15 protein-coding genes are annotated in these 19,502 nt (G+C 73.9%); 11 read left to right on the top strand and 4 right to left on the bottom strand.

Annotated elements, in window-relative coordinates; translation table 11 throughout:
- Positions 1–4: 4 nt before the first annotated feature.
- From QIY60_RS06930 to QIY60_RS06920, 3 genes are all read right to left on the bottom strand, one after another.
- Positions 5–862 (bottom strand): MBL fold metallo-hydrolase, encoded by an 858-nt coding sequence (locus QIY60_RS06930; RefSeq protein ID WP_283141650.1) that lies wholly within the window; start codon positions 860–862, stop codon positions 5–7.
- Positions 863–1,220: 358 nt separating this feature from the next.
- Positions 1,221–2,114, bottom strand: coding sequence for a PadR family transcriptional regulator (locus QIY60_RS06925; protein WP_283141649.1), 894 nt, complete (start codon positions 2,112–2,114; stop codon positions 1,221–1,223).
- 1 nt (position 2,115) lies between these two features.
- Positions 2,116–2,979 carry a DUF4097 family beta strand repeat-containing protein gene (locus QIY60_RS06920; protein WP_283141648.1) on the bottom strand — a complete coding sequence of 288 codons (864 nt, stop codon included), beginning with the start codon at positions 2,977–2,979 and terminating at the stop codon, positions 2,116–2,118.
- A 144-nt stretch (positions 2,980–3,123) separates the two neighbouring features.
- Here QIY60_RS06920 and QIY60_RS06915 point away from each other — a divergent pair, with 144 nt between their 5' ends.
- A complete protein-coding gene (locus tag QIY60_RS06915) occupies positions 3,124–3,948 on the top strand; it encodes a hypothetical protein (RefSeq protein ID WP_283141647.1) in 825 nt (274 codons plus the stop codon).
- 217 nt (positions 3,949–4,165) lie between these two features.
- On the opposite strand, the gene QIY60_RS06910 is transcribed toward QIY60_RS06915, so the two are convergent.
- A complete protein-coding gene (locus tag QIY60_RS06910; RefSeq protein WP_101390066.1) occupies positions 4,166–4,348 on the bottom strand; it encodes a DUF6104 family protein in 183 nt (60 codons plus the stop codon).
- 137 nt (positions 4,349–4,485) lie between these two features.
- Here QIY60_RS06910 and QIY60_RS06905 point away from each other — a divergent pair, with 137 nt between their 5' ends.
- From QIY60_RS06905 to QIY60_RS06860, 10 genes are all read left to right on the top strand, one after another.
- The gene (locus tag QIY60_RS06905; RefSeq protein ID WP_283141646.1) at positions 4,486–4,890 is read left to right on the top strand and encodes a CU044_2847 family protein; all 405 of its coding nucleotides are present in this window, start codon (positions 4,486–4,488) and stop codon (positions 4,888–4,890) included.
- On the top strand, positions 4,883–6,853 hold the full coding sequence (locus tag QIY60_RS06900) for a trypsin-like peptidase domain-containing protein (protein WP_283141645.1): 1,971 nt from the start codon (positions 4,883–4,885) through the stop codon (positions 6,851–6,853). The genes QIY60_RS06905 and QIY60_RS06900 overlap by 8 nt, the downstream gene beginning before the upstream one ends.
- A gap of 229 nt (positions 6,854–7,082) precedes the next feature.
- Entirely contained in the window at positions 7,083–8,084 is a 1,002-nt protein-coding gene (locus tag QIY60_RS06895) for a MoxR family ATPase (RefSeq protein WP_283141644.1), read from the top strand.
- Between the two features lie 5 nt (positions 8,085–8,089).
- Complete coding sequence (locus QIY60_RS06890; protein WP_283141643.1) at positions 8,090–11,494, top strand: SAV_2336 N-terminal domain-related protein; 3,405 nt, start codon at positions 8,090–8,092, stop codon at positions 11,492–11,494.
- Positions 11,491–11,757, top strand: coding sequence for a hypothetical protein (locus tag QIY60_RS06885; RefSeq protein WP_283141642.1), 267 nt, complete (start codon positions 11,491–11,493; stop codon positions 11,755–11,757). The genes QIY60_RS06890 and QIY60_RS06885 overlap by 4 nt, the downstream gene beginning before the upstream one ends.
- Positions 11,754–12,992, top strand: a complete 1,239-nt coding sequence (locus tag QIY60_RS06880) for an FxsB family cyclophane-forming radical SAM/SPASM peptide maturase (protein ID WP_283141641.1) — start codon at positions 11,754–11,756, stop codon at positions 12,990–12,992. Before QIY60_RS06885 ends, QIY60_RS06880 begins: the two co-directional genes overlap by 4 nt.
- A gap of 91 nt (positions 12,993–13,083) precedes the next feature.
- The gene (gene fxsT / locus QIY60_RS06875; RefSeq protein ID WP_283141640.1) at positions 13,084–16,071 is read left to right on the top strand and encodes an FxSxx-COOH system tetratricopeptide repeat protein; all 2,988 of its coding nucleotides are present in this window, start codon (positions 13,084–13,086) and stop codon (positions 16,069–16,071) included.
- Between the two features lie 295 nt (positions 16,072–16,366).
- Positions 16,367–17,617, top strand: a complete 1,251-nt coding sequence (locus QIY60_RS06870; RefSeq protein WP_283141639.1) for an acyltransferase — start codon at positions 16,367–16,369, stop codon at positions 17,615–17,617.
- 60 nt (positions 17,618–17,677) lie between these two features.
- On the top strand, positions 17,678–18,388 hold the full coding sequence (locus tag QIY60_RS06865) for an SDR family oxidoreductase (protein WP_283141638.1): 711 nt from the start codon (positions 17,678–17,680) through the stop codon (positions 18,386–18,388).
- Between the two features lie 159 nt (positions 18,389–18,547).
- The gene (locus tag QIY60_RS06860; protein WP_283141637.1) at positions 18,548–19,459 is read left to right on the top strand and encodes a sigma-70 family RNA polymerase sigma factor; all 912 of its coding nucleotides are present in this window, start codon (positions 18,548–18,550) and stop codon (positions 19,457–19,459) included.
- The last annotated feature ends 43 nt before the right edge of the window (positions 19,460–19,502 follow it).

Genomic DNA, 19,502 nt, shown 5'->3' with positions numbered 1-19,502 from the left:
TCCGTCACCCCCGGTGTACGAGGATGAAGTCCCCGTACGGATGGGAGCCCGGGCGGCCGTCGGTCTCGGCGAGCGCGCGGCGCAGGGTGTGCAGGTGCGCGGCGGTGAGCTGGAGCGGCGGCTCGTCCGGCTGGTAGGTGGTGCCCCGGGGGTAGTCCTCGTCCGGGGTGGTGGTCATCTCGATGTGGCAGCCCAGGACGTGGGAGACGGGGTGGGTGGCGCAGAACTCGATGAGCCGGTCGGCGGTTTCGGCGTACGCGGTGGCGTCGTCGACGTACAGCCGCCCCGGGTACAGCGAGTCGCCGGTCAGCAGGGTCTGGGTGTGCCGGTCGTAGAAGACGACGGCGGCGGGGTGGTGGCCGGGGCCGGGGATGAGGTCGAGGATCCGGCCGCCGAGGTCGAGCTCGACGGGTTTGTGCGGCCAGTCATCGAACCCGAAGTGGCCGACCACGTCGTCTAGTCCCGGCGGGACGACGGTGGTGCGGGGGCGGTCCGCGAACTGTCCGTCGGCGGCGATGTGGTCACCGTGGCCGTGGGTGTGGGCGACGAGCAGCCCATATTCCGGCCGGGGGTTGTGAGTCAGCCAGTCGTCGATCAGGGCGTCGACGGTTTCGCGGAGCGGGAAGTGGGCGGGGTCGGCGCTGGCGCCGGTGTCCAGGAGGAGGGCGCGCTCATTCCCGAAGAGGAGGAAGAGGAAGGGGGCCTCGAAGTGGACGGACTTGTTCTGGCGGAGGAGGACGGTGTGGGGTGTGGCGTGGTGGATCTGGATTTCGGGGGCGGGGTCGTGTTTGGGGGAGGGGTGGCCTGCGTGCCAGGTGGTGGGGAGGGTGGGGGTGTCGGAGGTGCCGAGGAAGTCGATCACGGCCTCAGTCTGCCCCCGCCCCGCCCCTTCCCTGAAGCCCTGGGCGGGCGGCCGGGTGAGGGTTGAGGTCCGCCTCCCCCCGGGCGGGGCCTGCGGCCCCTGCGCCCCGGCCCCGTTCGTCTGCGGACCGTGCTGGGTTGCTCGCGCAGTTCCCCGCGCCCCTGGAAGGATGCCGCGCAGCGGCATTTTTAGGGGCGCGGGGCTGTGACATTTGCGGCTCCGCCGCGTGGGCGCGACCAGCCACACACCACCCGCAGACAACCACCGGGCCGACCAAGGGGCGCGGGGAACTGCGCGAACGGCCCCCGCCGGGCCGCAGGCGAACAGGGGGCTCGGGGGCGGAGCACCCGAGAAAGCCTCAACCCGTCCCGCCCCGCAGGATCGCTCCGATGTGGGCCGCCGCCGTCGACAAGTGGCGGCGGGTTTCGCGGAGTTGGGGCTCCGTCACGCCGTGGTCGCGGGCCGCGTCGCGGATGTCGTCGCGGAAGCGGTCCAGGAGGCGGTCCAGGTCGCGGGCCGGGTTGCCGGTGGCCGGGTCGTCGGCCCAGGCGGGGGGTGCGGGCTCCTTCGCCGGGGGGCGGGCGAAGCGGCCGAGCTCCTTCGTGATCTCGGCCAGCCCCTCCCGTACGCCCGTAGGCCAGTCGCCCCGCGCGAAGTGGTCCTGCACCTGCTCCGCCACCCGCTGCATCTGCTCGCGCGCGGTGTCCTGCGCCTCCTTCGCCTGGCGGCGGGCCTGCTGGGCGTCCTCGCGGGCCCGGCGCGACTCGTCCTTCGCGCGGCGCGCCTGCTCCTTCCACTCCTGCTTGGCGCGCTTGAACTCCTCCTTGGCCTGCAGCCAGGACTCGCCGTCCGCCGTACCGGACGCCCGCGTCTCGCGCGCCTGGCGGCGCACGTCGTCGCGCAGGTCGCCCGCCGCGCCCCGGACGTCCGCGCGGATCTCGGCGGCGAGCTCGGAGACCGACTCGCGGATCTCCAGCTCCAGGTCGGCCAACTCGCCGCTGCGGCCCGCGAGTTCGGCGCGGCCCGCGTCGGTGATGGAGTACACCTTGCGGCCGCCCTCGGTGGTGTGGGTGACCAGGCCCTCCGCCTCCAGCTTGGCGAGCCGCGGGTAGACCGTGCCGGCGCTCGGCGCGTACAGGCCCTGGAAGCGCTCCTCCAGGAGGCGGATCACCTCGTACCCGTGGCGCGGGGCCTCGTCGAGCAGCTTGAGGAGGTAGAGCCGCAGGCGGCCGTGGGCGAAGACGGGGGGCATGTCAGAGCACCTTCTTGGTCGAGGGGGCGGTCGGCTCCGCCGTGTCGTGCGGCTCGGGGCGGCGCAGCAGGGCGATCGAGCCGGAGACCGTGGTCGCCCGCAGCGTGCCGGTGCCCGCGCCGAGCGTCCCGGTGATCCTCTTGGCGCCCCACTGCCCGCTGACCCGCAGGTCGTCGAAGGCGTTGGAGACCGCGCCGCTGGTGGTGTTCGCCTCGACCGTGGCGTCCGCGGCCGGGTGCTCCAGGCGGATGGCGATCTCGCCGGACACCGTGGTCAGCTTGACGTCGGCGGGCCTCCCGGACGGGTCCAGGTCGAGCACCATGTCGCCGCTGACCGACTCCGCCCGTACGGACGTGGCCGCGCCCTCGATCACCGTCAGATCGCCGGAGACCGACTGGAAGCGGAGGTCGCCGGTGACGGCCTGGGCCTCCACGTTCCCGGAGACGGTGTCCGCGCGGACCGAGCCGGACAGGCCCACCAGTGTGGTGTCGCCGGTGACGCCGCGTACGTCCGTACGCCCCCGGATCCCGGAGACCACGGCGGCCGCGCCGACCACGCCCACCTCGACCCCGCACGCGGACGGCACCGTGAGCGAGACGACCGCGCTGCGCCGCCAGCCCTTGCGGTCGAACCACTTCAGGAAGCCCTTCCAGGGCAGGTCCTCGTAGGCGACGGTGAGCGTCGAGCCCTCCTGGGTGACGATCAGTGGCGGTCCGTCGAGGGCGGACACCTCCAGGCGCGCGGAACCTTCCTCGGTCCCCACGACGTTCACCGTTCCGTTGACGATCCGCACGTTGAGCGCGGTCACCGGAGCGTCGAAGGTGAGTGTGCGCGGCTCCGAAACGGTCCACGTCGACTCGGCCATGGCTCTGCCCTCCCTGGGCGGGTCATACGCAACATATCGCGTCTGCTGATGGACACGATATATCGCGGATGGGGGAAGTCAAGGAGGAGTCCTGGAATGGGGGACGGTGGGTGGAAACGGGTGAATTGCCCTAGCGTATGGATCATGTCCAGCGTCTCGGGCGCCGTCCCCGCTTCCGCCCCCGGAGCCCTGCTGCTGTGCCGCGCCGAGCCCGCGGCCGTCCGCCCCGCCGCGCACCTGCTGCGCGAGCGGATGCTGCTCGCCCCGGCCGGGGACGGCTGGAGCGTGCTGGTCCCGGAAAGCAAGCCGTGGCAGGGCGGTGCCGACCCGGTCGACCAGGTGCTCGCCGGGTGGGCGGCCGCGCTCGCCGTCGGCGCGAGCTGGCCCGTGGTGGCGCTGTGGTGGGACGAGGGCCGGGCCGGGTGCACGCTGGCCGCCGGGTTCCGCCGCACGGTCGGCTATGTGTGGCTGGCCGACGGGACGGCGGCGGGGGAGGACGAGGCGATGCGTACGTTCGCGGCGCGGCTCGGGCTCGATCCCGTGCTCGATCTGGAGGAGCTCGACCGGCTCACCCGGCCGGATCCGGCGGCCGACGCGCGGGCGCGGCTGCTCGGGCTCACCGCGGTGCTCGCCCGCGCGGGCGTCGCGCTGCCGGTCGGGCTCTCGCCGGGCGAGTCCGCGGACCGGCTGCGGTCGGTCGCGGCGGCGACGGGGGCGGAGCCGGTGGAGTGGTCAGGCTGGCGGGACGCGGTCCGCGCGGAGCTCGACGTGGTCGAGGGCGGGGTGCTGGGGCCGTGGCTGGTGGGGCCGCGGGCCCGGGTGGTGGGTGTGGTCCAGGTGGCGGTGGGGGTGCCGCTGGTGGGGTGGGGGGTGGCTCGGCGCAGCGGCGGGTGGGTCGCTGCGGGCGCGATCCTGGTCGCCCATGGGGCACTGGGGCTGGCGTACGACAGGGTGCGCGGGCGGTCGTGAGCGCGGGTTTGGCTGCGGGCCGGTGGTGGGTTGTGCCCACCCGTTCCGCCCTTGCGGAACGCCTGCCCACAACGAGAACGAGGGGGGCGTCGAGCCCAGGCGGTCCGGGCGAAGCCTGAAAGGCCAGGTCGGAAGCCGACCGGGCCTGAAGGCCGGGCCGGAAACCTGCCCCCGCGCCTCAGCCCTACTCGTCCTCGCCCCCGTCGTCCACCCGGACCTACTCGTCCTCGTCCTCGTCGTCCAAGCGGGCCAGCCACGTGGCGAGGCGTTCTACCGGGACCTCGAAGTCGGGGTTCAGGTCGACGAACGTGCGCAGCTGGTCGGCGAGCCACTCGAAAGTGACCTCCTCCTCGCCGCGCCGCTTCGCCAGCTCCTCGATGCCGCGGTCGGTGAAGTACACAACGTGCTCCTGAGAGTGCTCCGGGATGTTCCCCTCCAGGGTATCCGGCGCGGTGAAGGGGTCCCGTGCAACCGTTCGGCCCATTACCCTCGTCATCTCAAGTCAGGTGAATATGCGAGTGGTTCAGGGGGGCGGCCATGGCGCACTTACGGGAGATCGAGCTGCCGGACGGGACCGTGGTGTACGCCCGGGTGACCACGGCCGGGGGGTACGCGGCGGACGACGACGACGTCGGGGTGGTCGAGAACGCCGTCGCCAAGGTGGAGCGGCTCGGTGAGCTGATCAGCGGCGTCGGGCGGTCCGTGCTCGACGCGGCCGCCGCCGTACGGCCCGACGAGGCGAGCATCAGCTTCGGCGTCGAGCTGACCGCCAAGGCCGGGGCCGCCGTCGCGATCCTCGCCGACGGGGAGGCCAAGGCGTCGATCCAGGTCACGCTCACCTGGCGGCGCGCGGACCAGCCCGCGCCCCCGGTACCCCCGCCGCCGCCGAACCCGCCCGTCGTGGCCCCGGCCCCGGCCCCCGGCGGCTCGCCCGATGCCTGAGCACGCCCACGACCCCTTCATCGACGATCTGGCGCGCTCGGCCACCGTCCACCTGCTCCCGGCCGGTGGCGGCGCGATGTGGGGCAGCGGGTTCTTCGTCGCCCCCGGCTGGGTGCTGACCTGCGCGCACGTCCTGCGGCCGCATCTGAGCCGGGACCGCGAGCGGGTCTTCCACGTCGGCAGCGACCGGCTCGGCGGCGACCCGCTGCCCGCCCGGCTCGCGGCCTGGCTGGTCGACGACGAGCTGCGCGACGACATCCCCGTCGAACAGGACCTGGCGCTCGTCCGGCTCCTCGACGACGACGTGGAGCACGAGTGCGTCTGGCTCAGCGACTGCGCCGAGCCGCCCGGCGCGAGCGGCGCCGTGGTCTACGGGTTCAAGCCCGATGCGCAACCGGTGCGCTGGCACAGCACCATCAACATCCGTACGTACGACGGGAGTTACGGGCTCCGGTTCAGCGAGGTCGAGTTTCCCAAAGGGGTCTCCGGCGGGCCGGTGCTCGATCCGCAGACCGGCGCCGTGGTCGCCGTGATGAAGTCCCGCCGGATCGAGCGCGACGGCGGCCGGGCCATCGCGCTCCCGGCGCTGCGCCGGTTCGGCGACCTCTACCGGACCGTGCTCGCCGAGCACGACCGGTGGCACGGCGGCGAGTCCAGGCTCAGCGGCTACAACACCTGGGTCGACCGGCAGCAGCAGCTGCCCGCCGCCGGGCTGCACCACACGCCCGAGCAGTGGAGCCCGTACGACCGGCGCGCCGCCCTGAACCTGCTCGCCGCCGTCCCCGGGCCCGGCGGGGTGCCGCCGGTCGCGAAGCTGGCCCGCAAGGCGCGCGGCGGGATCGCGCCGCCGGGCAGCCTGCCCGACCCGCGCACCTGGCGCGACGGCCACGGCCTGCTCTACGAGGCGCACCGCCCGATGCCCGCCATCGCCTTCCTGCACTACCTCAAGCTCGTCGTGGAGTACGAGCGCGGGCGCGGCGGCGACCCGGCGCGGCTGGACACCTGGGTGGGCGAGCGGCTGCGCGGGGTCCCGCCGGTGGTGCACACCGTGGTCACCGAGGCCCGGCTGCCCGAGGGGCTGCTGCCGGTGCTCGGGCCCGGCGCGCCCGAGGAGATCCTCGCCGTACTGCCCTATCCCACCGTCGAGCGCGGCGGCGCCGTCGTCACCGTCGAGCTGGAGCCGCTCTCCGACGCGCCCGACCGGTTCTACTGGCGCATCCGGGTGCACGACGGCGACCGGGAGGGCTCCAGACCCGTGGCCGAGGAGTGCAGCGGCGAGGGGGTGGCCCCCGGCGAGCTGATCCGGCGGCTGCGCCGGCCGCTGGTCACCGCGTTCCAGAGCGTCGACACCGACGACTGCCCCGCGCCCCTCGAAGTCGCCCTGCCCGCCGACCACTTCGACACCGCCGTGCACCGCTGGCAGCTCACCGAGATCGGCCGCCTGTACCGGCCGCCCTACCTCGGGGTGCAGCGCCGGGTGGTGCTGCGCGACCTCGACCGGCGAGGCGAGGTGGACCCCGACTGGCGCGAGCGCTGGGACGGCCTGATGGCCGCCGAGGAGCTGGCCGCGGTGCCCGCGCCGCTCCCGGGGAAGGCGCCCCGGCTGCGCCACTTCGCCGAGCTGGAGCCGGGCGCGGTGCCGGTCCTGTGCAGGCCCGCCGGACGCGGGGTGGGCGGCGCGGCCATGCGGATGGCGCTGGAGGCCGGCCACGGAGTGGCGCTCTGGCACACCGACGGCCACCCCGAGCAGGGCTGCCACGACCTCTGCGTCGCCCTGCGCGCCGGGGCGGCCGATCTGCTCGGGCAGGCGAAGGACCCCACTGAACTCCCGGACCGGCTGCGCCGTATCAGGGAGGAGATCAGCGATTCCAAGGATGCCCAGCACTGGGCGGAGGGTGTGGCGATGCTCTACGACGACCCGGGACGGCCGCTGCCGGACTACGAGCGGGTGGACGCGCCGTGACCCGACCCCCCGCCACGCCCCGCGCGGGCACGCCGTGCGCCGCCGTGCGCCCGGCCAAGCGCCGCTGTGACCGCCCGTGCGTCCGCTCGCCAAGGTCCTGGCCGGAAAACGCATTTCGGCGGCCCGGGAGTGGGTACGTTCCGACTGGACTTCGACTCGCAACGACACGTGGCGCCACGCCATGTGGCCAGGAAGTGGTGCCCCGCCGAGCGTCGACGAGGAGCGAGCGATGGACGACTGGCTGATCTACCGAGGCTTCGGGGCACCGGATCCGGAGCGGATCCGTGCGCTGCCCCCGCCACCCCGCTGGCGCACCTTCGGCGGCGAGCCGCGCCCGTACACGGTGCCGGACATCGACATCGCGTCCAAGCGCAGGCTCGGCGACCGCGTCTCCGAGCTGTCCGCGCACGACGCCGAGACCCTCCAGCTGATCAACGCCGCGCTGTATCTGCGCCGCCCGCTGCTGATCACCGGAGAACCCGGCTCCGGAAAGTCGACCCTTGCGCACTCCATCGCGTACGAACTGGGCCTCGGCCGGGTCCTGCAGTGGCCCATCATCAGCCGCACCGAGCTCAAGGACGGGCTCTACACGTACGACGCCATCGGGCGGCTGCACGACGCGCAGCTCGCCGACGGCCAGGCCGACGACATCGGCCGCTACATCCGGCTCGGCCCGCTGGGCACCGCGCTGCTGCCCGCCACGCGGCCGCGCGTGCTGCTCATCGACGAGCTCGACAAGAGCGACATCGACCTGCCCAACGACCTGCTGAACGTGCTGGAGGAGGGCGAGTTCCCGCTCCCCGAGCTGGAGCGGATCGCCGACCGGCCGGGCCGCGACGTGGTCGAGGTCCTCACCGACGACGGCCACCGGGTCGCGGTGCCGAACGGCAAGATCAGCTGCCAGGCCTTCCCGGTCACCGTCCTGACCAGCAACGGAGAGCGCGACTTCCCGGCGCCGCTGCTGCGCCGCTGCATCCATCTGCACCTGGAGCCGCCGCGCGAGGAGCGCCTCGCGGCCTTCGTCCAGGCCCACTTCGGACCCGGCGCCGACGAGCGCAACGTCGATCTGCTCAGCCGGTTCACCCGCGACGACGGCGACGGCGAACTGCGCCCCACCGACCAGCTCCTGAACGCCATCTTCCTCACCCAGCAGGTGACCGAGGAGGGGCCGGAGCGGCGCGAGGAGATAGCCGAGCTGCTGCTGCGGCCGCTGGACACCAGGCAGCGGTGACCCCGATGACCGCAGCCCGGGGCCCGCGCCCCGCCGAGAGCGCCGTGAGCTCCACGCTCACGGCACTGGTGGCGCGCCTTCGGGAGGCGGAGATCCAGCCGACCGCCCAGGAGCTGGCGGACGCGCTGTGGCTGGCGGGCTTCGCCGGGCCGCTCACCCGGCCCCGGCCGCAGGTCCCGGACGCGGTGCGGCCCGTCGCCTCCGGCCCCGGCGTCAAGCCGCCGGACCCCGTCGACGGCGTGGGCCCGGCCCCAGCCGAGCGCGTCCCCGAACAGGGAGCCTCCGGCGGGCCCGTGGTCCGTACGTACGAGGGCCAGGCCGATCTGTTCACCCCCGGGCCCGGCGCCGGCCCCGGCCCGGGCGGTGACGCCGGAAGCACTCCGGGCGGCTCCGACGGGGTGCGGGTGGCCGCGCCCGCCGCCGCCACCCTGCCCGAACCCCTCGCCCTGCAACGGGCGCTGCGCCCCCTCCAGCACTACCGCCCGCCCGCCCGCACCACCGGCCGCCGCCTGGACGAGCAGGCCACCGCCGACCGGGCGGCCGACACCGGGCTGATCCTCCCGGTGCTCAAGCCCGACCGCCGCCGCCAGGCCAGGCTCGCCCTGCTGATGGACGTGTCCTCCTCGACCGTGGTGTGGGAGCAGACCTTCGACGAGCTGCGCCAGGTCTGCGAGCGGGCCGGGGCCTTCCGCGAGGTGCAGCTGCACTATCTGCACGAGGGCGCGGACGGCCGGCCGCGCGTCGGCACCGGCGTGGCCCCCGGCGGGCACCTCGTCGACCCGTCGCAGTTCTGGGACCCGGCCGGACGCCAGCTGACCCTGCTGCTCAGCGACTGCGCGGGCCCCATGTGGCGCAGCGGGCAGCTGCACCGGCTGCTGTACGGCTGGGCGCGCACCGCCCCGCTCGCCGTGGTCCAGCCGCTGCCCCAGCGCATGTGGCGCTCCACCCACCTGCCCACCCGGCAGGGCGTGCTGCGGCGCCGCGAAGGCCCGGCCGGGCGGCTGGAGTTCCGGCCGCGCAGGCCCGAGCGGGGCCGCGACGCCCGGGGGATCCCGGTGCCGGTGCTCGCCCTGCGCCAGTCCTCGTTCGGCGCCTGGGCGCGGCTGGTGAGCGGCTCGACCGAGCAGACCATGGAGGCGGCGGTCGGCCGGGTCCGCGCCGACCACGCCCCGGCCGCCGGAAGCGCCCGCGCCGAGCAGACGCTGACGCCCGCCGAGCGGGTCGCCGCGTTCCGCGCCACCGCTTCGCCCGACGCGGCCCAGCTCGCCGCCTGTCTGTCGGCGGCGCCGCTGGTGCTGCCCGTGATGCAGCTGGTCCAGCGGGCGATGCTGGTCGACAGCGGGCCCGAGGTGCTGGCCGAGGTGCTGCTCAGCGGGCTGATGCGGGTCGCCGAGGAGGAGAGCGGCGGCCGGGACGTGCTGCCCGGCTACGCCTTCCTGGACGGGGTGCGCGAGGAGCTGTTCGAGCACCTCGGCGCCGGGAGCGCGATCCTCGTGCTCAAGCACTGCTCGGAGTACGTGGAGCGGCGCTACGGGCGGACCGTGCGCAACTTTCCCGCGCTCGCCGCGGCCGTCCTGGCCGGGTCGGTCGACCCCGGCGGCAGCGCGCCCGCCGGGCCGTCCGACGACGCCCGGCTGCGGGTCTTCGCCCGGGTCTCGGCACAGGTGCTGCGGCGCTTCGGCCGGCCCGACCAGTTCGTCCAGCCGGGCGGCGCCGAGGGCGCGGGGGCGCGCGAGCTGTCCGAGCGGGCCCGCGACTGCCTGGACCGGTTCCGTTCGTACGGCACGGTCCGCGACCTCGACATGGGCGTCCAGCTGCTCGGCGCCGCCGTGCGCGGCGAGCGGCGGGTCGCCGAACGGGCGTATCTGTACGGGGAGTTGGCGCAGGCGCTGCTGCTGCGCTGGGAGCTGCGGCGGCTCGGCGAGGACCTGGGCGAGGCGCTGTCCGCCGTGGAGAACGCGCTGCCGCACGAGCGCCGGGCCCATCTGACCCTCGCCCGGATCCTGGAGGCGATGGCGGACGAGGCGGAGTCGGGCCGGGCCGGTGCGGACGAGGCGTGGTGGCTGACGGCGAAGGCCCGGGGGCGGGCGGAGTCCGGCGGCGAAGGCCCGGGGGAGGGCGGGGCGGCGGTCGCCGTCGAGCGCTCGGCCCACGAGGTCGCCCTGGAGTTCCTCAACCGCGCCCACAACAGCCTCGCCCTAATCGGCGGGATCCCCCCGGCCTCCGCCGCCCAGCGCGCCGACTGGCGGGCCGCCTCGCTGGCCCGGGTCCGGGTGCTGCGCCGGCTCGCGGAGCTGGAGCCGAAGTGGACGGGCGGCTGCCTGGACACCGCCGTCCAGGTCACCGACGCGCTCCTGAAGGAGGACCGCACCGCCGACGTCCTGCTGCTGCGCGGCTCGCTGCTGCTCGCCCTCGCCCACCACGCGGCCGCGGGCCCCGGCGAGGAGGCGCTGCTCACCGCCCGCGCCTACGCCGACCGCGCCGCCAAGGACCTCTACGCCGGGTTCGAGACGCCCACGCCGGGCGCGCTGAGCGACGCCGAGGTCAGCCGGGCCTGGCTGGACGTCGCCGACGCCGTGGAACTCTCCCAGGCCGAGACCGACGACGCCACCCGGCTGACCGTGCTCCAGGCCCTCGACCAGGCCCGCCGGTACGCCGGCCCCGACCGCGAGGCCCAGGCCGTGTGCCTGCTGCGGATGGCGAAGGTGCTGCGCGAGCGGTACGAGTCGACCCGCAGCCGCACCCACCTCGACTCGGCGGTGGTGGCCTGGTCGGAGGCGCTGGAGCTGATGGGCCCGGACGACCCGCGCCGCGCCGCCGCCTTCACCGAGCTCGGCGACGCGCTCACCGCGCGGGCCCGGGCCAAGGAGTCCGTGGACGACGCCCGGGCCGCGGTGCGCGCGCTGCGCCGGGCGCTCGACGAGACCTCCGAGTCCGACCCCGAACTCGCCCGCCGGCGCTATCTGCTGGGCGCCGCGCACGTACAGCGCTTCCACGCCGAGGAGGTCCTCTCCGACCTGCACGAGGCCCACTGGATACTGGGCGCGGCGGCCAGGGCCACCGACCGCAGCGCGGTCCTCGCCCGGATCTGGCTGCTGCGCGCCGAGGTGCTGCGGCTGCTGTCGGAGCGCACCGGTTCGCCGTCCCGGCTCGGCGAGGCGGCCGACCACGCGCTGCGGGCCGCGGAGGAGAGCAGGGCGGCCGGGGAGCCGCTGACGGAGGCGAGGGCGCGCCAGCTGAGGGCGTCACTCCTTGAGCGGACGGCGGGCCCGGCACGGGCACGGGAGGAGCACCTTGAAGTACTGCGCATCCTTTCGGAAGCGGCGGCGGCGGGACGGCCGGACGCCGAGGCGGAGGCCCTGAGCCGGGCGGCGACCGACCGGCTCGACGGCGAGCTGGGAGCGTCGTGACGGCGACCGCGACGGACGGGGCAACGGCGCTGCCGGACCCCGCGGCGTTACCGGACCTGCGCCCCCTGGCGGCCCGCTCCCCGCACGAGTGCGCCCACCCCGTGCTCGCCGCGGTCCTCGCCGACCTGTGCCACCGGCCCGGGGCCGACGGGCGCGCCGGGGCGTACTTCAGCGACGCGCCCGCGACGGAGGTGGCGGGGGCCTACTTCGCCGACACGCCCTCGGTCCGCCCCGGCGAGGTGCGCCCGGGAGACGCGCCGTGACCACCGCCGAGGAGCCCCGCTGGCCGCACCGCGAACTCGACCCGGACGCCGTGCGGCCCGTACCGCTGCGGCAGTTCGTCCTGAAGGTGCACAGCCGGTGCAACCTCGCCTGCGACTACTGCTACATCTACCGCGGCCAGGACGCGAGTTGGCGCGAGCGCCCGGCCCGGGTGCCCGAGACGACCGTGCGCCGCACCGCCCGGCGCATCGCCGAGCACGCCGCCGCCCACCGGCTGCCCGCGCTCCGCATTGACCTGCACGGCGGCGAGCCGCTGCTCGGCGGGGCCGGTCCCGTCGTGGCGTACGCGGCCGAGGTGCGCCGGGCCGTGCGCGAGGCCGTCCGGGGCGTGGTGCCCGGCGGCTGCGAGGTCACCGCGACCGTGCAGACCAACGGCACCCTGCTCACCCCGCGCACCCTCGACCGGCTCGCCGCCGCCCGCGTCCGGGTCGGGCTCAGCCTCGACGGGGGCGCGGCCCGGCTCAACACCCGCCGCACCGACCGCCGGGGCCGCTCCTCATGGCCCGCCGTCGCCGCGGCCGCCCGGCTGCTGGCCCGGCGCCCCGCCGCGTACGCGGGGATCCTGTGCACGGTCGACCTCGCCGCCGACCCCGAGGACGTCTACCGCTCGCTGCTGGCGCTCGGCCCGCCCGGCATCGACCTGCTGCTGCCGCACGGCAACTGGGCCGCGCCGCCGCCCGGGATCGCCCCGGCCCCGGTGCCGGGGCGGCGCGCGCGCCCCACCCCGTACGGGGACTGGCTGGTGCGGGTCTTCGACCTGTGGTGGGACGACGATCGGATGCGGACCGGGGTGCGGCTCTTCCAGGAGATCGTGGCGCTGCTCCTCGGCGTGCCGAGCTCGGTCGAGTCGGTGGGGCTCTCCCCGATGGTGGCCGTCGTGGTGGAGACGGACGGCGCGATCGAGCAGACGGGCGCGCTGCGCTCGGCGTACGAGGGCGCCTCCGCCACCGGACTCGACGTCTTCCGCCACTCCTTCGACCGGGCGCTGCGCCATCCCGGCGTCGCCGCCCGCCAGTTGGGGGCCGCGGGCCTTTCGCGGGACTGTGCGGAGTGCCCGGTGCGGGAGGTGTGCGGGGGCGGCAACTACGCCCACCGGTACGCCCCGTACAGCGGATTCCTCCACCCCAGCGTGTACTGCGCCGACCTGGAGCGGCTGATCCGCCACATCGCGGCCCGCCTTGCACAGGCCGACGGGCCCGAGCGGGGCCGCCCGTGACTGTCAACTCCTGCTCATTGACACCTTTGTGACGCACAATTGAAAGTGCGCGCACCAGCAGCTTCCGGCCCGAGCCGAGGGAGTCCGCCGCATGTCCGACCACGAGGGCGCCGTGGAGCCCACGCTGCCCGAGCCGGCCGAGGAGTCGCCCCGTGTCACCGTGCTCTTCGCCGGGCAGAGCCAGGCCTGGGCCGACTGGATCGGGCAGCAGTTGGAGCGGGCGGGTCACCCCGCCGTCCTCATAAGGTGGGACCCGCTGCACCTCAAGCCCGCCGACTCGGCCCTCGCCGACCTGCTGGAGCCGCCCGGCCACATCCTGGTGGTCCTGGACGACTGGTATCTGCGCTTCGACTCGGAGAAGTACCAGGGCTGGGCCCGGCTGCTGCGCGACACGCTGCCGCTGCACCGCGACCGCGTCGCCGCCGTCAGCGTCACCGCCAAACCGCTGCCGCCCGCCGCGGCCACCCTGCGCCCCGTCGCGCTGCGCGGGGTCGGCCCCGACGAGGCGCGCCGCCGGGTCCTGGAGTGCGCCGGGGCGCCGGGGCGCCCCGGCGGAGTCGTCCTGGAGCGGCCCATCCGCTTTCCCGACGACCGCCCCGGGATCTGGAACGCGCCGCGCCGCAACCGCCAGTTCACCGGCCGCGAGGACGCCTTCGAGCGGGTCCACGACATCCTGGCCGCCTCCGGCGAGGAGGGCGGCCGGGTGGTGGTGCACGGCCTGAGCGGCGTCGGCAAGACCCAGGCCGCGATGGAGTACGTGCACCGGTTCGCGGGCGAGTACGACATCGTCTGGTGGGTCGGCGCCGCCGCCAAGGCCAGCGCCCGCGAGGGGTTCGCGGCGCTCGCCCCGGCCCTGGGGCTGCCGCAGGGCAGCCGGCTCGGCGAGGTCATCACGGCCGTGCGCGGCGCCCTGGAGACGACCGGCCGGCGCTGGCTCATCGTCTTCGACGGCGCGGAGAGCCCGGAGGCGGTCGGCGAGCTGATCCCGGAGGGCCCCGGGCATGTCCTGGTCACCGCCAACTCGCCCGAGTGGCCGGGCCTGAGCGCCCAGCTGGTGCAGCTGCCGCCGTTCGACCGCGAGGAGAGCGTCGCCTTCGCCCGGCGCCGCGCCGAGCGACTCGGCGAGCAGGACGCGGACCGGCTCGCCGAGGCCGTCCAGGACCTGCCGCTGCTGCTCGACCAGACCGCCACCTGGATCGCCAACAACCCGGCCGCCTCCATCGCCGACTATGTGCGCGGCATCAGCCAGGGCGACCCGCACACCGTCTCCACCATGCCGTCCCGCGAGTACCCGGCCAGCTTCCAGGCCGCCTGGTCCAAGACGCTCAACAGCCTGCACGAGACCTCCGCCGAGGCCTGGGAGCTGCTGAAGCTCCTCGCCCACTTCTCGCCGGACTCCGTACCGCTGCGGCTCCTGCAGAACGCCCGGGTCAGCGATCTGCCGCCGCACCTGGCCGCCCTGGTCACCGACCCCAGCAGCTGGAACTCGGCGCTGCGCACGCTCTCCCGGGTGACCTCGACGCCGCTGGAGTACGACGACCCCGGCCGGCTCGGCACCCGTACCGTCGGCTCCCTGCGCATCCACCGGCTGCTGCACCGCTTCGTCCGCGGCAGCCTGCCCGACCAGGAGCACGAGCGGGCCACCGCCACCGCCTGCCGGGTCCTGGTCGCCGCCGATCCGCGCGACCCGGCGGGCTCGCACAACTGGCCGCGCTACGCCGAGCTCATCCCGCACCTGGAGCCGTCCGGCGCGCTCACCTCCACCGACCCGGACGTGCGCCGCCTCGTCCTCAACTGCATCGAGTACCTGCGGGTGCGCGGCGAGTTCCGCGAGGGGCGCAGGCTCAGCGGCCTCGCCGTGGAGTCCTGGCGGCCCCTGTCCGGCCCCACCGACGGCCTCGTCCTGGTCGCCACCCACCAACTCGCCCACATGCTGCGCCAGTTGGGGGAGTACGGACGCGCCGAGGAGCTGGGCCGCGACACCCTGCGGCGGCTGATGGCCGAGGGCCGCGGCGGCATCGAGGTGGTCCGCGCCAAGAACGGTCTGGGCGGCACGCTGATGGTGCTCGGCAAGTACGCCGAGGCGCGCGCCCTGTTCGAGGAGGCGGCGGGCGAGACCGCGGCCCTGCTCGGCGACTGGAAGGTGCCCCGGCTGCTCGCGATCCGCCACAACCTGGCGGTCACCCTCGCCCTCCAGGGCCACTACGCCAAGTCGCTCTCGCGCCACGACGAGGTCCTGGAGGAGTGCATCTCCGTTCTCGGCGGCAAGGACCACCTCACCCTCCAGGCCGGGCTGTACAAGGCCCAGATGCTGCGGCTGATGGGCCGGTACGGGGAGGCGCTGACCATCCAGGAGTACAACCACCGCCTGCACCGGCAGATACTGGGCGACGACCACCCCCAGACGCTCACCGCCCAGCACAACCTGGCCCTGTGCCTGCGCCGCGACGGCGAGCCCGAGCGGGCCAGGGGGCTGCTGCACGAGGCCCGCGAGGCGATGCTGCGACGCGCCGACGCGACCGCGTTCACCTGCGACTACGCCATGCTGCTGCGGGATTTGGGCCGCCACGACGAGGCCCACGAGCTGGCCGCCGAGGCGGCCGCCGGATACGAGGAGCTGCTGGGCGCGGACCACCCGTACACGATCGGCGCGTACGACAACGTGGCCCTGGTGCTGCGCGAGACGGGCGAGCACCGCGCCGCCCGCGACCTCTCCGAGCGCAACCTCAGGGCCTTCACCCGGGTGCTCGGCCACGCCCACCCCTGGACGCTGGGGTGCGCCATGAACGTCGCCTCGGCCCGGGCGGCCGACGGCGATCTGCCGGGCGCGGCCGAGCTCGGCCGCTCCGCGCTGGTGCGGGCGGTCACCTCGGTCGGCCAGACACACGTCCTGTCCGTCAACCTCCAGGCGGGCCTGGCCCAGGACCTGCGGGCGCTCGGCCGCCGGGCCCAGGCCGCCGAGCTGCTCCGGGACGCGGTGACGACCCTGACGGTGGCGCTGGGCGAGAACCACCGCCAGACCGCCTATATGAGGAGCGGGGCGCGGCCGTACTGGGACTTCGAGCCGATGCCGGTGTGAGGCGGCTGTGAGGAAAGCCACGGACGGCTGGATCTGACACTTCTCTGACGTTCTTCTGACCTGGAGCAGGCAATTCCCGTACGTGGACGTGCGGTTCCTGTAGCTTCTGACCGAACTCCGCGCTGTCCCGGATGACCCCTCCTTGAAGCGGAGCGGGATCCTCAAGATCCTTGAAGGGGCCCGGAGCATCGCTCAAGGGGCGCTCCCTTGGCGTGGGCGACGATCGGATGTGCCGAGAACCTCTCTCCTGATCACGGCGAGAGGCCGACTCCCCATGCCTTCAGGAGGGTTTGCCATGACTCAAGGCGACACGATCGGCGCCGGGCCGCCGACCGCGGCAGCCGACTCGTCCCGCGGGGCACGGTCCGCGCGCCTGGGGAAGTCCGGGTTACGCACGGTCGCCACCCGGGACGGCTGGCTGCGCCCGGAGGCGACCCGGCTGCCGTCGCTGACGGGACTGCGCTTCCCCGCGGCCCTCCTGGTCTTCCTCAACCACACCGGACTGCCGTTCCCGTTCCTGCGCCTGGTCAAGGACGAGGACGCGGCGATGGACTGGTTCGACGTCACCCGGAACGCGGGCGCCCTCGGCGTCACGTTCTTCTTCGTCCTCAGCGGATTCGTCCTCACCTGGGCCGTCCGGGAAACGGACACCACACGCGCTTTCTGGCGCCGCAGGATCGTGAAGATCTACCCGAACTACGCGATCACCTGGGGCCTGGCGATGGTCCTCTTCGCCTCTGCCTATACGCCGACCAGGACCGCGATACTGAACCTGCTCATGGTGCACGTATGGGTCCCGAAGTTCGACGTGTTCTCCAGTGTGAACCAGCCCAGTTGGTCGCTGGGCTGTGAATTGCTCTTCTATCTTTCCTTCCCGCTGCTGCACAAGGTGTTCCGCCGCATCAAGGCCGGGCACCTCAAGTACTGGATATCCGGTGTGACGGCGGCCATCATCGCCACGCCGTTCTTCACCTATCTGCTGCTGCCGGACGACCCCAACTTCCCCGGCGGCCTCGCGCTCGGCGCCCGCGCCTCCACCCACCAGTACTGGTTCGCGTACAACTTCCCGCCGGTGCGGCTGCTCGACTTCGCGCTCGGCATGCTGGTCGCGCAGGCCGTCCTCAACGGCCGCTGGTGGAACATCGGCATGATCTGGTCGAGCCTGCTGCTGGCCGGCAGCTATGTGTGGGCCTCCCACGTGCCGTTCCTCTACTCGCAGCGGTCCATGACCATCATCCCGATCATCTTCCTGATCGCGGCCGCCGCCACCGCCGACGCGAAGAACCGGTTCACGCTCTTCCGCAATCGCGCGATGATCTGGCTCGGTGAAGTCTCCTTCGCCTTCTACCTCGTCCACTTCGTCGTCCTCGCCTACGGGCGCAAGTGGCTCGGCCACACCATGTACTCGGTGCCGCAGACCATCGGCATCGTCCTCGTGGAATTCACGATCGCCCTGCTCGTCTCCTGGGCGCTGTACGCACTGATCGAGCGCCCCATCACGCGCAACTGGTCAAAGCCCCGGCGCCCCCGGGCCGCGGCGAGCTGATCCGCTCGGAACCACTTGCATTCAAGTGGAGTTCAAGATTCGACTGTAAGGATTCCCCCCATGAAGACCATTGCCCTCATTACAGGTGCCAACAAAGGAATCGGATTCGAGATCGCCCGACAGCTCGGTGAGCTGGGCATCACCGCGATCGTGGGCGCGCGCGACGAGGAGCTCGGCAAGGCCGCCGCCGAGAAGCTCGGCCAGCCCTTCGTGCAGATCGACGTGACCGACCCGGAGAGCATCAAGAAGGCCGCCACCTACATCGACCTCGCCTACGGCAAGCTCGACATCCTGGTGAACAACGCCGGCATCACGGTCCCGCACGAGGACGGCAGGCCCAGCACCACCTCGCCGGAGACCATCCGCGCGATCTACGAGACCAATGTGTTCGGTGTGGTCGCGGTGACCAACGCGTTCCTGCCGCTGCTGCGCAAGTCGCCGGCGGGCCGGATCGTCAACCAGTCCAGCGAGATGGGCTCGCTCACCAACGTGCTCAACCAGGACCACCCGATCTGGCACGTGAACAACCTGCCGTACAACTCCTCCAAGACGGCGCTCAACATGGTCACGGTGTCCTACGCCAAGGAGCTGTGGGACACCCCGATCAAGGTCAACGCGGTCGACCCGGGCTGGTGCCGCACCGACATCACCGGCGGCGAGGGCTACAAGTCGGCCGAGCAGGGCGCGGCGATCGCGGTGAAGCTCGCCACCCTGGACGCGGACGGCCCCACCGCCACGTTCGTGCAGGACCAGGGCGAACTGCCCTGGTAGCCGCGTCGCACACGGCCGGGGACCCGATTCCCCGGCGGTGTGCGACAGTTGGCCGGCCGGGGGACCGGCGAACGAGCCCACCGGCGGCGGACGCTGTCACATTTGCCGGGCCCGGTTCGTCAGGGGATTGACGGGACGCGAACCAAAAGGATGTGACCGATGGACGAGCGCGAGTGGCTGGCGCAGCGATTCGAGGAGAACCGGAGCCATCTGAGAGCGGTGGCCTACCGGATGCTCGGCTCGCTGAGCGAGGCCGACGACGCCGTCCAGGAGTCCTGGCTGAGGCTCAGCCGCGCCGACACGGACGACATCGAGAACCTGGTCGGCTGGCTGACGACGATCGTGGGCCGGGTCTGTCTGGACATGCTGCGCTCCCGCCGGGCCCGCCGTGAGGACCCGCTGGAAGCCCAGGTCACCGAGCCCGCCCTGGACCCGGAGGACGGCGCCGACCCCGAACACCAGGCGCTCCTCGCCGACTCGGTGGGCCTGGCCCTGCTGGTCGTCCTGGAGACGCTCGACCCCGCCGAGCGGCTGGCGTTCGTCCTGCACGACATGTTCGCGGTGCCCTTCGAGGAGATCGCGCCCATCGTGGACCGCAGCCCCGCGGCCGCCCGGCAGCTGGCCAGCCGCGCCCGCCGCCGCGTCCAGGGCGTGAACACCCCGCCCGCCCCCGACCTCACCCGCCAGCGCGAGGTCGTCGAGGCGTTCCTCACCGCGGCCCGCGGCGGCGACTTCGACGCCCTGGTCGCCGTGCTCGACCCCGACGTCGTGGCCCGCTCGTACGCGGCCGACCGCGCCGGGGCGTCCACCGTGCTGCGCGGCGCCGCGGCCGTGGCCCGACAGGCGCTCACCTTCGCCCAGTTCGCCAAGTCCGCCGAGCCCGCGCTGGTGGACGGCTCGCCCGGTGTGGTGGCGGACCGCGGCAAGCCCGGCTACCGCGTGATGAGCTTCGGCTTCTCCGACGGGGGTTTCTCCGAGGAGGGCTTCGCCGACGCGGTGATCACCGAGATCGAGGTCATCACCGACCCGGCGCGATTGGACGCGCTCGATCTGGTGCTGCTCGACGCCTGAGAGAGGCCTGAACAAGGGCCCCACACGGGCCGCACAAGGGCTC

Source organism: Streptomyces sp. BPTC-684 (genome assembly GCF_030028635.1).
GTDB lineage: Bacteria > Actinomycetota > Actinomycetes > Streptomycetales > Streptomycetaceae > Streptomyces > Streptomyces noboritoensis.
Note: the sequence above shows the minus strand (reverse complement) of the source record. Positions and strands in the feature narration are given on the sequence as shown.